Below are 13,515 nucleotides of genomic sequence, written 5' to 3' on the forward strand. Positions count from 1 at the left end.
AACCAAGCGAATGGCTTCCGCTTTTTCCTCGGCGTTAACAACCCGATATCCCATGATGCTTCCTTAGATCGACACTCCTACATCATGGTCCAAAAACATTGAGCCACAACAGCCTCGCTCCTACAGGTTTTGTGTCGTTCGCATAAAACCTGTAGGAGCGAGGCTTGCCCGCGAAAGCAATCTCCCAGTCAGCGCAAATACTCAGCCAGCCCGCGATAACAGGTCGCCAAATGATAAGGCGTAGTCGAAGGCATGTCCTTGCGGCTCACTTCGCCATGCTCATCGCGACATTCAAACCAGCCACCTGCATGCAAAAAGCGCTGTTGCAATGCCTGTAATTGGCGCTGCACGGACGCTTCGCTATTCGGGCGCAAAGTCAGGGCACGCAAGTATTCGGCCTGGGCCCAGATGCGTTGGGTCGCATCACGAAGATGGTCGTCCGGTTCCAGCATTGCGCGCACGGCACCGGTTTGCTGATCCACGCCCAGTTGCTCGGTAAACGTAAAGGCACGGTCCAGCGAAGCATGCAGTTGCGAGCCGCGCAGCAGCGGTGAGGATTCCAGCAGGAAATACCATTCGAACTGATGGCCTGGCTCGAACCAGTTATCCACAGTGCCCAGCGGCTTTTCCATCAATACCGCGTGTTGCGGGTCGATGAAGCGCTTCTGCATGGCTGTGCATAACTCCATAAGCGCGCTCTGCACAGAGACATCCTCGCGCACCGAAAGGATGGCGAGGAAGGCTTCGGCCAAATGCATCAATGGATTCTGCAACGGCCCGGAGTCGAGCGAAGACCAATCACGGCCCAGGCTGGCTTCATACAGGCCGTCGCCTGTGGCGAAGCGCTGGGCCAAGACTTCCAGTGTGGCGTTGAGCACCGACTCCACCAGCGGTTCGCGAACCTTGTCCCAGTAATGGGCGCAGGCGAACAGGATGAAGGCGTGGGTGTAAAGATCTTTGCGTTGATCCAGCGGCGCACCTTGCGGGTCGATGCTGTAGAACCAGCCGCCATGCTCGGCATCGTGGAAATGCCGTTGCAAGGAACGGAACAGCGCCGCCGCACGTTCTTCAGCCAGAGGCACTTGGCCGATCAGGCTGGAAAACAGGTACAGCTGCCGCGCGCAAGCCATGGCCCGGTAGCGCTGCGGTGGCAGCGGCTGATGCTCGGCGTCCAGCGCTTCATAAGGCAATGCCATGTCGGCGTTCCAGCCGGGGCCTTGCCAGAGCGGTACGATTACGTCCTGGAAATGCTGTTGCACCGAGGCGAACAGGGCGGTCAATTCAGGCTGGGGAGCAGAGCGGGAAACAGGCGGCATTGGCTGGCGTCGTCACGGCAGGGGCGATTGCGCGACATGGTAGCAGGCCTGAGAGACGTGGTGTCTGTCAGGCCGCCTTCGCGAGCAAGCCCGCTCCCACATTTTTCCTGTGTACACAGATCAAATGTGGGAGCGGGCTTGCTCGCGAAGAGGCCGCAACAGCCGATAAAAAATCAGCCTGTCAACAACCAAACCCCAGTCGCCGCCGAAGCCGCACCCGCCAACCGAACCAGAGATTCCGCGGTCTGAGGCAACACTCGAACCACCGCATAACCCAACCCATGCAATACCGCCGTCGCCACCACAAACCCCGTCGCATACACCCAAGGCCTCGACATCTCGGGCAATTCCAGACCATGCGCCACACCATGAAACAGCGCAAACAACGCGGTCGCAGCCACCGCCAGGCTCAACGGCGGACGCACCGCCAAAGCTACCGCCAGGCCCAGCGCCAGTACCGATGCTGCAATCCCGCTTTCCAGCGCCGGCAGGTTCAGCCCTTCAAAACCCAGTAGCCCGCCGATCAGCATAGTGCCCACAAACGTGCAGGGCAGCGCCCAACGCGCGGCGCCTTTCTGCTGCGCGGCCCACAACCCCACGGCAACCATTGCCAGCAAGTGATCGAGGCCACCGATCGGATGGCTGATGCCGGCCATCAAGCCATTGTCGCCATGACCCGGATGGGCGAAGGCGATGGTCGGGGTCAGCAGCAGGGCCATGGCGCCCAGAATGCGTTTCAGTGTCATGGATAAGCTTCCTTGTTGATAAGTGTGATCAGGCCGCGGTCAGCAAGCCCTGGCGCTCGATAAAGGCGATGATGGCTTCCAGACCCTGACCGGTTTTCTGATTGCTGAAGACGAATGGTTTGCCGTTGCGCATGCGTTGGGTGTCGCTGTCCATCATCTCCAGCGAGGCGCCTACCAGCGGCGCCAGGTCGATCTTGTTGATCACCAGCAAATCGGATTTGCAGATCCCCGGCCCGCCCTTGCGCGGCAGTTTGTCGCCAGCCGAAACGTCGATCACGTAGATAGTCAGGTCCGACAGTTCCGGGCTGAAGGTCGCCGAGAGATTGTCGCCACCGGACTCCACCAGAATCAGGTCCAGCCCCGGGAAACGCCGGTTCAGTTGATCCACGGCTTCCAGATTGATCGAGGCGTCTTCGCGGATCGCCGTGTGCGGACAGCCGCCGGTTTCCACGCCGATGATCCGCTCGGGTGCCAGGGCTTCGTTACGCACCAAAAAGTCAGCGTCTTCGCGGGTGTAGATGTCGTTGGTCACGACGGCGAGGTTGTAGCGTTCACGTAGAGCCAGGCACAGGGCCAGGGTCAGGGCCGTTTTGCCGGAGCCGACCGGGCCGCCGATGCCGACGCGCAGAGGTTGGGCGTTCATGTGATTCTCCAAAGTAAAAGGCCCTAGGAACGGAACAGACGGCTGTACTGGCGCTCATGGGCCATGCACGCCAGGGACAGGCCGAAAGCGGCGCTGCCGGAATGTTCGGGATTGATTCGGGTGGCGTCTTGCTGCGCCTGTTGCAGCAGCGGCAGCAGTTCACTGGTCAGGCGTTGGGCGGCTTGCTGGCCCAGAGGCAGGGTTTTCATCAGCACCGCCAATTGGTTTTCCAGCCAGCTCCAGAGCCAGGCGGCCAACGCATCTTGCGGGCTGATCTGCCAGGCGCGTGCCGCCAGCGCCCAGCCAAGGGCCAGGTGTGGTTCTGGGCATTGGTCGAGAAAGGCGCGGGCTGGCGCATCCAGTTCGGGTAAACCGGTGAGCAGTTGCTTGAGCGAATAACCCATCTGCCGACTTTCCTGATGCAGCTCGCGGGTTTCGCGGCTGGCGCGATGCTCTTCGCAGCGTTGCAGCAGTGCGGCCCAGTTTTCTTCAGCCGCGGCGGTGCAATGGGCGAGCAATAGCGGCGCTTCGAAACGCGCGAGATTGAGCAGCAACTGATCGCTGATCCAGCGCCGCGCGCTGTCGGGATCGTTTACGCGGCCGTTTTCCACCGCCATCTCCAAACCCTGGGAATAGCTGTAGCCGCCAATCGGCAGCTGTGGACTGGCCAGACGCAGCAGCGCCCAGGCTGGGTTCATAAGCGCACGCCGAACTGGTGCAGTTTCGGCGGATAGTTGAAATCCTCGTCGCCATGACGCGAATGGTGATGGCCGCCGCCATAGGCGCCATGTTCCGGCTGGAACGGCGCTTCGATGTTCTGGGCGTTGGCACCCAGCTGTTCGAGCATGGCCTTGAGTACGTAATCGTCGAGCAGGCGCAACCAGCCATCGCCGACCTGCAGAGCCACATGGCGGTTGCCCAGGTGATAGGCGGCGCGGGTCAGTTCGAAGGCGTTGGCGCAGGTGACGTGCAGCAATTGTTCCGGGCGAGCGCAGACACGAACGATGCGCCCGTCTTCGGCTTGCAGGTATTCGCCGTCATACAGCGGCGGCTGACCGCGCTGCAAAAACAACCCGACGTCTTCGCCCTCGGCACCGAAACAGCGCAAGCGGCTTTTGCTCCGGGCTTCGAAGGTCAGGTGCAACTCGGCGTCCCAGACGGGTTGAGGGTCGATTCTGCGATGAATCACCAGCATCGGAAGGCTTCCAGCAATGGGCAATGCTCAGAGATAGAGCAAGGGGCTTGCCAATCGGGGGAGGCGTAGGAAATGCCTGTCGGGGCTTGGTTGGTGGTTCAGGATGCTGAAGGATTTTGGGTGATGTTGGTGCGCAGGTTTTATTGGTGCACCAAGTTGGGATGGTGTTGAGTTCTGTGGGAGCGGGCTTGCTCGCGAAAGCGGTGTATCAGGCCACAAAGATGTTGAATGTAACGTCCCCTTCGCGAGCAAGCCCGCTCCCACATGGGGTGGGGTTATTCGGTGCTGCCGAGGCCTTGCCAGTGTTTGAGGCCGATAAAGATAAACCGCAACTGCTGAGTGATTTTCGCTTGTGGCGTCAGATGCTCCGGCAAGGCTTCAGCCGGCGGATCGATGATGTCCGGTAATGTCGCGAACACGCTTTTGACGATCAGATCAGCCATGACGCTCAACCCTGCGATATCCAGGTGTTGCAGTTTCGGCATCAGTGACAAGTCCGCCGCCAGGTCCGAGCTGATGTCTTCGCGCAAGCGGCCAATGGCCTGGCGCACCGGCAGCGAACCGCCATACTGCTCGCGGGCAAGAAACAGGAATTGCGAGCGATTGGCCGTGACCACATCGAGAAAGATCCGCACCGAGGCGTCAATGATGCCGCCCATGACGAACTCGTTATGGCGCACCAGGCGGATGGTTTCACGGAAGGTCTGACCGACTTCGCTCACCAGTACCAGGCCCAGTTCATCCATGTCGGCGAAATGCCGGTAGAAACCGGTGGGTACGATCCCGGCGGTTCTGGTCACTTCGCGCAGGCTCAGGCTGCCGAATCCTCGGCCGCTTTCCATCAGGTGGCGGGCAGCGTCCATCAGGGCGTTGCGGGTCTGTTGTTTCTGTTCGGCGCGGGGCAGCATCGCAAGGGTGTTTTCTGGACAGGGACAGCGGCGCACTCTAGCAAATCGGCTTCGCTGGCGTCGAACGATCGGTGATCAGGCGGGGAAAATGCAGCTTCTATAAGGTCAAAAGCCCAATCCGTGGATTGGGCTTTTTTTCGGGGCCACCATAGGCTTAGCTCACAGCGCTGTTGCGTTCGATCACACGGTCACCACCACCTTCAGCCAGGGTTTGGCCTTGTGGAGTGCGATCGGAACCGTCGGCAGCCAGGGGCTGGCCTTGTGGAGTGCGATCGGTACCGTCAGCGGCCAGGGTTTGGCCTTGTGGAGTACGGGCGGCACCGTCAGCGGCAAGAGTTTGGCCATGTGGAGTGCGATCCGAGCCATCTTGAGTGATCAGGCCTTTTTCTTTCAGGCGATCATTGCCCCCTTCGGCCAGGGTCTGACCTTGTGGAGTGCGGTCGGAACCATCAGCGGCAACGGTCTGGCTGAACACTGAGTGGCTGTCTTTGACTTGTGGAGTGGCCTGATCAGCGGCCGGCAAAGCAAAAGCGGTGCCGGCTAACATCGAGAGGGTCAGGCTAAGCAGTATTTCGCGTTTCATGATGGGTTGCTCCTTGGGAGGGCGATAAAGTGGGTACGACGGCAATGCTACTCTCGATAAGTCGATCTAAAAGTTCATATGCGCAATGGTAATAATCAACGGAATTGATTGTTTCGCCGAAAGGCTCTAGAACGGGCGTTTCCGGCGAGTGTTTTTGCACTGGGGTGGGTATTTTCGAACCGCTCTCACCTCGCAAAAGTGCGGGGCCCGGTAAGGCCAATCTTGTAGGAGCGAGGCTTGCCCGCGAAGCAGGCGCTGCGGTCTTGGAGAAACACCGCGTTTCCGTTCTTCGCGGGCAAGTCGGATCGCCGCACCGCTCGCTCCTACAGATTTGAGGCGGAGCGGCTATTTGTGTGCAAATCGGCCTTTGGGTTAAACCTGCGAGCTATTTTTCAGTCGTAATTTCATGGCAGGCCAGTTCTGCCTAACGTTTCATCAGTGCGTCGCGGTCAGGGCGCTCAGTTGTATTCAGGAGTCCTGTGCAATGACGCGCACTCGTAAAATTCTTGCCTGGACCTTCGCCAGCCTCGTTGTCCTGCTGGCCGTCCTGGTGCTGATGATCGCGTTCTTCGATTGGAACCGGATCAAACCGCCCCTGAACGCCAAAGTATCCGAAGAACTGCATCGTCCGTTCGCCATCAATGGCAACCTTGCGGTGATCTGGCAGCGCGAGCCCGAAGAGGGTGGCTGGCGGGCTTGGGTGCCATGGCCGCATGTGGTGGCTGAGGACCTCAGCCTGGGTAACCCAGACTGGTCGAAGCAACCGAAGATGGCCACGCTCAAACGCGTCGAACTACGCATTTCGCCGCTGCCCTTGCTGGCGCAACGGGTGGTGATTCCGCGCGTTGACTTGAGCGAACCCGATGCCGATCTGCAGCGCCTGGCCGACGGCCGTGCCAACTGGACGTTCAAGTTCGACCCAAAAGACCCGGACGCCGAGCCTTCGAACTGGGTGCTGGACATCGGGGCCATCGGCTTCGACAAGGGCCACGTCACGCTCGACGACCAGAAGCTGAAAACTCAGCTTGATCTGCTTATAGATCCGTTGGGCAAGCCGATTCCTTTCAGCGACATCGTTGGCAACAAAGCGGCGAAAACCGCAGTTGAAAAGGGCGGTTCGCCGCAGGATTACTCATTTGCGTTGAAGGTAAAAGGCCAATACCACGGCCAGAGTCTCGCCGGCCAAGGCAAGGTGGGTGGCCTGCTGGCATTACAGGACGCCACCAGGCCGTTCCCGCTTCAGGCGCAAATGAAGATCGCCGACACCAGCGTCGAGCTGGCCGGTACGCTCACCGATCCATTGAACCTTGGCGCTCTGGATTTGCGCCTGAAACTGGCCGGGGCCAGCCTGGGTAATCTCTATCCGCTGATCGGCGTGACCCTGCCGGATACCCCGCCGTATGCCACCGACGGGCACTTGATCGCCAAGTTGCAGGAACCGGGCGGGGCGGTGTACCGCTATAAGGACTTCAACGGCACGATCGGCGAGAGTGACATCCATGGCAATCTGACCTACGTTGCGAGCCAGCCGAAGCCCAAGCTCAGCGGGGCGCTGGAGTCCAATCAACTGTTGTTTACCGACCTGGCTCCGCTGATCGGCGCCGACTCCAATGCCAAGCAAAAGGCCCGTGGCGGTGAAAGCAAGCAGCCGACGGACAAGCTGCTACCGGTCGAGGAGTTCAGGACTGAACGCTGGCGCGACATGGATGCTGATGTGGAATTCACTGGTAAACGCATCGTCCACAGCGCAAAACTTCCGTTCAACGATCTCTACACCCATGTGGTGCTGACCAATGGCGTGCTCAGTCTCGAGCCCCTGCGTTTCGGCGTGGCAGGCGGCAATCTGGATGCGCAGATTCGTCTGGACGGGCGCACCGAGCCTTTGGAAGGCCGGGCCAAATTGACGGCACACAAGTTCAAGCTCAAGCAGCTCTTCCCCACCTTGGAGCGGATGAAAACCAGTTTCGGTGAGCTTAATGGCGACGCCGATCTTGTCGGTCGGGGCAACTCGGTAGCCAAGCTATTGGGTACTGCCGACGGCAATTTGAAGATGCTGATCAATGACGGCGCTATCAGTCGTGAGTTGATGGAGCTGGCGGGGCTGAACGTCGGGAACTATGTGGTTGGCAAGATTTTTGGCGACAGGGAGGTCAAGATCAACTGCGCGGCGGCCGACTTCGACATCAAGGCCGGCCTGGCGACCACGCGGCTGTTCGTCTTCGATACCGAGACCGCGATCGTCTACGTCGACGGCACGGCAAACATGGCGACCGAGCAACTGGACCTGACCATCTCCCCGGAATCCAAGGGCTGGCGCTTGATTTCGCTGCGTTCGCCGCTGTATGTGCGGGGCAAGTTCATCAAGCCGGATGCGGGTGTGAAGCCGGTGCCGTTAATGCTGCGTGGAGCCGGGATGGTTGCGCTGGGGGTGGTTGCCGCGCCGGCAGCGGGTTTGCTGGCGCTGATAGCGCCAAGCGGTGGGGAGCCGAATCAGTGCGCGCCGTTGTTGGAGCAGATGAAGGCGGGCAAGGCGCCAAAGACGGTCAATAACTGACGCTCGTTCGAACGGTTTAATCGCTTTCGAGTTGGCTCGAAAGCGATTAAACCTCAGGTCTTGGACTTTTCAGTTCAGTGCGCTACATACGGGGATATGTAGCAGTTCAGTATTAATTTTGTTGCCAAGTTTTTGGATAACGGTATCTCTAACGTCGTTGTATCTGAGCTCGTCCAGCGAACTGCGCAACATTCGGATGTTGGTTTTTCCGTTATTGACTGACATCAGCACTGGTTCATCCAGAATACTGATGTCAAGTCCCTTGGCGGTTTCGAACGAAATTTGCAGTGTTAACAAGGTTTTGTCTTTGCGAACTATATTCAATAATGCGTGAGAGCTGCCTGTTGTAAAAGTGGCGTTGGTTTTGAGTTTGTCGATAATCGTGTGAATGACCAATGAATCGCTTCCAAGCTTTTTTATTCGCGAAAAGGCATTGTCAAGCGCTTGTCGTTCATAGGTTGGCAGGGCATTGCCAGCGCTTTGAATTATGAGTTGAAGCAGGCTTGTGTTGTCGAATTCTTTGCGCTGTCTGTCCCGGCTGTTGATGACCCAGTTGAACTTGCTCAGGACATCTGTGTAAGTGAGCCACGACGTTTCCGGATCGTTAGTTTGCCGAGTCGCTACAAGTTCAGCGTATAGGCTTGAATTTAAAATGTCGCTCTTTAACTTGTCAGCGTGTGTGCCGCAAAAAACTGTAATGTTGCCATTGGCAAGATATATATCGAATATGGGTTTGTCCATGGCGGGCTCTACGCGAAATTGATGGTTTATTTGAATCGGCAATTTCTTGCCGATTCAATTTTTTATAGAAGATTAAAAATCAGGAAGATCTTTAATGAATTTTTTTCCGGCTTCAGTGAACTTTGCAAAAAGGTCGGGACGCAGCGCTGCGAACGTCTTTGTGTCCAGATAAGTGCGCACGGCACCTGTTTTTATGGTGGTGGACTGCTGGGTGGACTTCCAGAACAGAATGCCACGAGTACTTTCCCGCGCATCCAGGGAGATGCAATTTAGGAGCATGTTAGGTTGATTGTTTCCATCGACCCAAACCGGCGCGATATCAAACTTTGCCTGTGTGCCTGTTTTCCTGTTGCGGTCAAAGATCTGAATGGCACCGGGGTCTTTCTGCGCTGCGTCGACGGCCTTTTGCGCAACGTTTGCCAAGATAGCAGCAGGACCCGCTCCGATCAGTGCCGTTGCGACGTGAAGGGCAACCTGATCCATGGTCAGGCCAATTTTTCGAATGGTGACAGTTTCCAGATTTTTGTTTTGAATAACCCAGCCAAGCTTGTCCAGGCCGTCAACGTAATATTTGTACCAATCGAAGAGTTGCGCATCGTCAGGGTATAGTTTTGTAGCGGCATTTTGCATTACTAATTTGCACAGGTTGACGTCGTCGATGATTGTCTGTGAAACCCCTGGAAGAAATGCATCGATCGTATCAGGCATGACGCTGGCGGTTGGTTTGTTGACATCGTGATGAGGTGCGTTGGTCAGCGATCGCGGCGTAATGATTAGTTCATTCGGAATCGGCAGTGGTGGCAAAGAGTCAATAAATTCGAGTCGTTCTTCCAGAAGCATGGATATAGTCCTTTATAGGTTTATTTAAACAACCGATGGGTTGTGGTTGTTAGAATAAGTCCATGCTGGAGAATGTCTATTTAGGGTTTGTAACTTTAGATTTGAAAGGTAGTTGGTGGGTGGTTAAATCCTTATCGCAATTGTGCGATAAGGATTTAATTGTTATTTATAAATCTTTCAGAAGGTCAGCCATGTCATCCGCATGCTCTTCTTCCTGAGCCAGGATGTCTTCGAAGATGCGCCGGGTGGTCGAGTCTTTTTCACCGATGTACTGGATGATCTCGCGGTAGCTGTCGATGGCGATGCGTTCGGCGACCAGGTCTTCGAAGACCATCTCTTTGAGCGTATTGCCGGCCACGTATTGGGCGTGGGACATCTTCGACAACAGGTCAGGGTTGAACTCTGGCTCGCCGCCCAATTGCACGATGCGCTCGGCCAGTCGGTCGGCGTGTTGGGCTTCTTCGGTGGCGTGTTGGAGGAACTCAGCGGCGGCGACCTGGGCTTTCAGGCCGTTGGCCATGAAGTAGTGACGCTTGTAGCGCAATACGCAGACTAGCTCGGTGGCCAGCGATTCGTTGAGCAGGCGCAGCACTTCTTCGCGGTCGGCGCCGTAGCCCTCGGTCACGGCGCCGTTCTCGACGTTGTGGCGAGCCCGTTCGCGAAGGGTGGTTACATCAGACAAATGCATGTCACTCATCTCGGTCTCCTGGAGGCTGATCCGGTTTGCGTCACTCTCTGCAGAAGTGATCGCTACAAGTTTTGTGAGTGATGAGCGCGCTGAAAAGTTTTATGTAATTTGCCAATCGAAAAGATCGCAGGCTTCGCCAGCTCCTACAGGGAAATGAGTTCTCCTGTAGGAGTTGCCGCAGACTGCGATTTTGGCAATAGACCAGACAATCGAGCCTCCTCTTGCAACCATGCAAAAAATGCCCGCACCGGCGGATGCCGTTCACGGCCCGGTACGCACAGCGCGCTGTATCCGGCCCCGTCGACCTGAATGTCACCCCGATAAGGCAGCAGCAAGCCGCTGGCCACACTCTCCGACACCAGAATATTGCTCGCCAGCACCAGGCCTTGCCCGGCGATGGCGGCTTGCAGGGCGTAATGCTCTTCATCGTATTCACGCACCGCCGGTTGCGCAGCCAGCCAGCTTTCGCCGGACTGCGCGCACCAAGCCTCCCAGCCGTGGGCATACAACTTGGAGTTGTGCCAACGCACGCTGATCAGCGTCGGTACCCGACTGGGCGCCAGGGCCACTTGTTCAGGCGAGCCATAGACCCCAAAGGATTCATCGAACAGGCACAAACCATACAGGTTCGGGTAATCGTCGAGGCTGTAACGCACCACCAGATCGACGCTGGCGTCCTGATGCAAATCGATGACTTCGCAGTGGGTGTCCAGGCGCAGGCTGATGTTCGGATGGCGGGCATAAAATCGTCCCAGCCGCGGCACCAGCCAGAGGGCGGCGAAGGCGGCCGTGGTGGAAATCGTCAGGCTCGTGCCGCTGCGTTGCGGGCGCAAGGTATCGACGCTCTGCGCCACTTCCAGCAGGGCACCGTGCAGGCTGCGGAACAGCCGTTCGCCGCATTCGGTCAGGCGCACCTGCCGTGGCAGTCGTTCGAACAACGGCACGCCGAGCCAGTTTTCCAGGGAGCGGATCTGGTGCGAGATTGCCGTCGGCGTCACCGAGAGCTCTTCGGCGGCGGCCTTGAAACTCAACAGGCGCGAGGCGGATTCGAAGGCGCGCAGGGCGGTCAGCGGCAACGAAGCAAACATTTAAAAACTCCATGGATGAAATGGATTCATCCAGACTGATTTTTGTTCATTTGAAGATAGGCAGCTGTGCGCTTCAAGCTGCAAGTACAAGCCGTTTCAGTTTAGCCCCTCAAGGAGATTCAGATGAACAGAATTCTTGCCATTCATGCCAGCCCCCGCGGTGAACGTTCACATTCGCGGCGTTTGGCCGAGGTGTTTCTTTGCGCCTGGCAGGTCCGCAACCCGCAGTCGCAACTGACCCGCCGTGAAGTCGGTCGGGCGTTGATTCCGGCCGTCAACGAAGCGTTTGTGGCGGCCGCTTTTCATCCGGAACCGCAAGCGCGACCGCTGTCGATGCAGGCCGACCTGGCACTCAGCAATGAATTGGTGGGGGAGTTGCTCGGTCATGATCTGTTGGTGATTTCCACGCCGATGTACAACTTCAGCGTGCCCAGCGGTCTCAAGGCCTGGATTGACCAGATTGTGCGTCTCGGGCTGACATTCAACCACTCACTGGACAACGGCATCGCGCAGTACGAACCGCTATTGCGGGGCAAGAAGGCGTTGATCGTCACCAGTCGCGGCGGGTTCGGCTTCGGCCCCGGCGGCGAACTTGAAGCGATGAACCATGCCGATCCGTTGCTGCGCACGGCACTCGGGTTCATCGGCATCACCGACGTCACCGTTGTTGCCGCCGAGGGTGAAGAGTCCGCCGAGCGCACCTTCCAGGTTTCCGTGGCCGAGGCCGAGCAGCGTTTACTGGCGCTGGCCAGGGCGTTCTAGATGGCCTGGCTGTTCTTGTTGATCGCCGCCGGGTTCGAGGTCACCTTCGCCATGGGCATGAAGTACGCCGAAGGCTTCACCCGGCTCTGGCCGTCAGTAATTACAGGGGTGGCCGCAGTGGGCGGGATTTACTTCCTGACCCTGGCCCTGCGCGAATTGCCGGTGAGCATCGCCTACCCAATCTGGACCGCCATCGGTTCGCTGGGCACGGTGTTTCTCGGCTTTGCGCTGCTCGGCGAAAGCCTGACCGCGCTCAAGCTGGTATCGGTCGGGCTGATTGTGGCTGGCGTGGTGGGGTTGAAATAAGCGATGTCATAGACTGGTCGTTGAGTTGTCATTTTGGGTGGCGATGCTTGGCTGACGCCTTGCATCCAGCCTTGCTTCATCTCACCGATCACAAGGATTGTTCATCCATGTCGCAAGGTTCCGCCACGCGTTACCCGTTGGTGCTGGTCCCGGGAATGCTCGGGTTTATCCGTCTGCTGCTCTATCCCTATTGGTTCGGAATCATTTCGGCATTGCGCCAGGATGGGGCGACCGTGATTGCGGTGCAGGTCTCGCCGCTCAATTCCACCGAGGTACGCGGCGAGCAATTGCTGGCGCGGATTGAGGAGATTCTGCGCGAAACCGGGGCCGAGAAGGTCAACCTGATCGGCCACAGTCAGGGCTCGCTGACTGCCCGTTACGCGGCGGCAAAGCGCCCGGACCAGGTCGCTTCAGTGACTTCGGTAGCCGGGCCGAATCACGGTTCGGAGCTGGCTGACCATCTGCACACCCACTATCCGGCTGACAGTGCCAAGGGCCGGCTGCTGACCTTTTTATTGTGGCTGATCAGCGCGCTGATGTGCCTGCTGGAATCCGGCTATCGCGGGCCGAGACTGCCGGTGGATATCCCGGCTTCGCACCAATCCCTGACCACCGCGGGCGTGGCGCTGTTCAATCAGCGTTATCCACAGGGGTTGCCTGAAACCTGGGGCGGGCACGGTCCGGAAGTGGTCAATGGCGTGCGCTATTACTCCTGGTCAGGAACCTTGCAGCCGGGCAAGACCGATCGCGGGTGCAATCTGTTCGACGGGACAAACCGCAGTTGCCGGTTGTTTGCCAGGACCTTTGTGCGTGAAGCGGGGCATTGCGACGGGATGGTCGGGCGTTACAGCTCGCATTTGGGGACGGTGATTGGCGATGAATACCCGATGGACCACTTCGATATCGTCAACCAATCGCTGGGGTTGGTGGGCAAGGGCGCAGAGCCGGTGCGGTTGTTTGTCGAGCATGCGGCGCGGTTGAAGGCGGCCGGGGTTTAGCTGTCAGACCGTGTCATCGTTCTTCGCGAGCAAGCCCGCTCCCACATCTATGGTTACCCCCTTTTCTGCAATACTGTTTTTGATGCGTGTTTGGCTTGCTTTCATCTATCCGGCGTCTGAGTGGGGCTGTGGCCCCGCGCCTCGATG

At 58.1% G+C, this 13,515-nt stretch carries 15 protein-coding genes; 4 read left to right on the forward strand and 11 right to left on the reverse strand.

What is annotated here, in order from left to right; all coding sequences use genetic code 11:
- Positions 1–188 precede the first annotated feature (188 nt).
- From MEB48_RS28630 to MEB48_RS28660, 7 genes are all read right to left on the reverse strand, one after another.
- Entirely contained in the window at positions 189–1,316 is a 1,128-nt protein-coding gene (locus MEB48_RS28630) for an AGE family epimerase/isomerase (protein ID WP_237887068.1), read from the reverse strand.
- Between the two features lie 173 nt (positions 1,317–1,489).
- Entirely contained in the window at positions 1,490–2,062 is a 573-nt protein-coding gene (locus MEB48_RS28635; RefSeq protein WP_237887069.1) for a HupE/UreJ family protein, read from the reverse strand.
- 28 nt (positions 2,063–2,090) lie between these two features.
- Positions 2,091–2,705 (reverse strand): urease accessory protein UreG, encoded by a 615-nt coding sequence (ureG, locus tag MEB48_RS28640; RefSeq protein WP_030128303.1) that lies wholly within the window; start codon positions 2,703–2,705, stop codon positions 2,091–2,093.
- Positions 2,706–2,728: 23 nt separating this feature from the next.
- Complete coding sequence (locus MEB48_RS28645) at positions 2,729–3,403, reverse strand: urease accessory protein UreF (RefSeq protein WP_237887070.1); 675 nt, start codon at positions 3,401–3,403, stop codon at positions 2,729–2,731.
- A complete protein-coding gene (gene ureE / locus MEB48_RS28650) occupies positions 3,400–3,900 on the reverse strand; it encodes an urease accessory protein UreE (protein WP_237887071.1) in 501 nt (166 codons plus the stop codon). Before ureE ends, MEB48_RS28645 begins: the two co-directional genes overlap by 4 nt.
- Positions 3,901–4,175: 275 nt before the next feature.
- Complete coding sequence (locus MEB48_RS28655) at positions 4,176–4,808, reverse strand: TetR family transcriptional regulator (RefSeq protein ID WP_008009759.1); 633 nt, start codon at positions 4,806–4,808, stop codon at positions 4,176–4,178.
- A gap of 154 nt (positions 4,809–4,962) precedes the next feature.
- A complete protein-coding gene (locus tag MEB48_RS28660) occupies positions 4,963–5,391 on the reverse strand; it encodes a hypothetical protein (RefSeq protein WP_237887072.1) in 429 nt (142 codons plus the stop codon).
- A 484-nt stretch (positions 5,392–5,875) separates the two neighbouring features.
- Between MEB48_RS28660 and MEB48_RS28665 the strand changes: the two genes are divergently transcribed.
- Complete coding sequence (locus MEB48_RS28665) at positions 5,876–7,945, forward strand: AsmA family protein (protein ID WP_237887073.1); 2,070 nt, start codon at positions 5,876–5,878, stop codon at positions 7,943–7,945.
- Positions 7,946–8,014: 69 nt separating this feature from the next.
- Here MEB48_RS28665 and MEB48_RS28670 read toward each other — a convergent pair whose 3' ends face one another.
- From MEB48_RS28670 to MEB48_RS28685, 4 genes are all read right to left on the reverse strand, one after another.
- Complete coding sequence (locus tag MEB48_RS28670) at positions 8,015–8,686, reverse strand: hypothetical protein (protein WP_237887074.1); 672 nt, start codon at positions 8,684–8,686, stop codon at positions 8,015–8,017.
- A 72-nt stretch (positions 8,687–8,758) separates the two neighbouring features.
- Entirely contained in the window at positions 8,759–9,526 is a 768-nt protein-coding gene (locus tag MEB48_RS28675) for a hypothetical protein (protein ID WP_237887075.1), read from the reverse strand.
- 166 nt (positions 9,527–9,692) lie between these two features.
- Positions 9,693–10,223 carry a ferritin-like domain-containing protein gene (locus tag MEB48_RS28680; protein ID WP_095052915.1) on the reverse strand — a complete coding sequence of 177 codons (531 nt, stop codon included), beginning with the start codon at positions 10,221–10,223 and terminating at the stop codon, positions 9,693–9,695.
- Between the two features lie 134 nt (positions 10,224–10,357).
- Positions 10,358–11,302: a LysR substrate-binding domain-containing protein gene (locus MEB48_RS28685; RefSeq protein WP_237887076.1), complete on the reverse strand. Its 945-nt coding sequence runs from the start codon at positions 11,300–11,302 to the stop codon at positions 10,358–10,360.
- A gap of 123 nt (positions 11,303–11,425) precedes the next feature.
- On the opposite strand from MEB48_RS28685, the gene MEB48_RS28690 reads away from it, so the two are divergent.
- The 3 genes from MEB48_RS28690 to MEB48_RS28700 all read left to right on the forward strand — a co-directional run bounded on the left by MEB48_RS28690 (position 11,426) and on the right by MEB48_RS28700 (position 13,368).
- Positions 11,426–12,064, forward strand: a complete 639-nt coding sequence (locus MEB48_RS28690; RefSeq protein WP_237887077.1) for an FMN-dependent NADH-azoreductase — start codon at positions 11,426–11,428, stop codon at positions 12,062–12,064.
- A complete protein-coding gene (locus MEB48_RS28695) occupies positions 12,065–12,370 on the forward strand; it encodes a DMT family transporter (RefSeq protein WP_095052918.1) in 306 nt (101 codons plus the stop codon). It abuts the gene before it with no gap.
- A gap of 107 nt (positions 12,371–12,477) precedes the next feature.
- Positions 12,478–13,368, forward strand: a complete 891-nt coding sequence (locus MEB48_RS28700; RefSeq protein ID WP_237887078.1) for an esterase/lipase family protein — start codon at positions 12,478–12,480, stop codon at positions 13,366–13,368.
- Positions 13,369–13,515 lie beyond the last annotated feature (147 nt).

Origin of the sequence: Pseudomonas sp. PGPR40, assembly GCF_022014505.1 — a bacterium.
Taxonomy (GTDB): Bacteria; Pseudomonadota; Gammaproteobacteria; order Pseudomonadales; family Pseudomonadaceae; genus Aquipseudomonas.

Bases quoted from the DNA above. Each gene is read 5' to 3' on its own strand.
- MEB48_RS28680 (WP_095052915.1), bottom strand. From the start codon at position 10,223: ATGAGTGACATGCATTTGTCTGATGTAACCACCCTTCGCGAACGGGCT.
- MEB48_RS28655 (WP_008009759.1), bottom strand. From the start codon at position 4,808: ATGCTGCCCCGCGCCGAACAGAAACAACAGACCCGCAACGCCCTGATG.
- MEB48_RS28685 (WP_237887076.1), bottom strand. From the start codon at position 11,302: ATGTTTGCTTCGTTGCCGCTGACCGCCCTGCGCGCCTTCGAATCCGCC.
- MEB48_RS28675 (WP_237887075.1), bottom strand. From the start codon at position 9,526: ATGCTTCTGGAAGAACGACTCGAATTTATTGACTCTTTGCCACCACTG.
- MEB48_RS28700 (WP_237887078.1), top strand. From the start codon at position 12,478: ATGTCGCAAGGTTCCGCCACGCGTTACCCGTTGGTGCTGGTCCCGGGA.
- MEB48_RS28645 (WP_237887070.1), bottom strand. From the start codon at position 3,403: ATGAACCCAGCCTGGGCGCTGCTGCGTCTGGCCAGTCCACAGCTGCCG.
- MEB48_RS28665 (WP_237887073.1), top strand. From the start codon at position 5,876: ATGACGCGCACTCGTAAAATTCTTGCCTGGACCTTCGCCAGCCTCGTT.
- MEB48_RS28635 (WP_237887069.1), bottom strand. From the start codon at position 2,062: ATGACACTGAAACGCATTCTGGGCGCCATGGCCCTGCTGCTGACCCCG.
- ureE (WP_237887071.1), bottom strand. From the start codon at position 3,900: ATGCTGGTGATTCATCGCAGAATCGACCCTCAACCCGTCTGGGACGCC.
- MEB48_RS28695 (WP_095052918.1), top strand. From the start codon at position 12,065: ATGGCCTGGCTGTTCTTGTTGATCGCCGCCGGGTTCGAGGTCACCTTC.
- ureG (WP_030128303.1), bottom strand. From the start codon at position 2,705: ATGAACGCCCAACCTCTGCGCGTCGGCATCGGCGGCCCGGTCGGCTCC.
- MEB48_RS28690 (WP_237887077.1), top strand. From the start codon at position 11,426: ATGAACAGAATTCTTGCCATTCATGCCAGCCCCCGCGGTGAACGTTCA.
- MEB48_RS28670 (WP_237887074.1), bottom strand. From the start codon at position 8,686: ATGGACAAACCCATATTCGATATATATCTTGCCAATGGCAACATTACA.
- MEB48_RS28630 (WP_237887068.1), bottom strand. From the start codon at position 1,316: ATGCCGCCTGTTTCCCGCTCTGCTCCCCAGCCTGAATTGACCGCCCTG.
- MEB48_RS28660 (WP_237887072.1), bottom strand. From the start codon at position 5,391: ATGAAACGCGAAATACTGCTTAGCCTGACCCTCTCGATGTTAGCCGGC.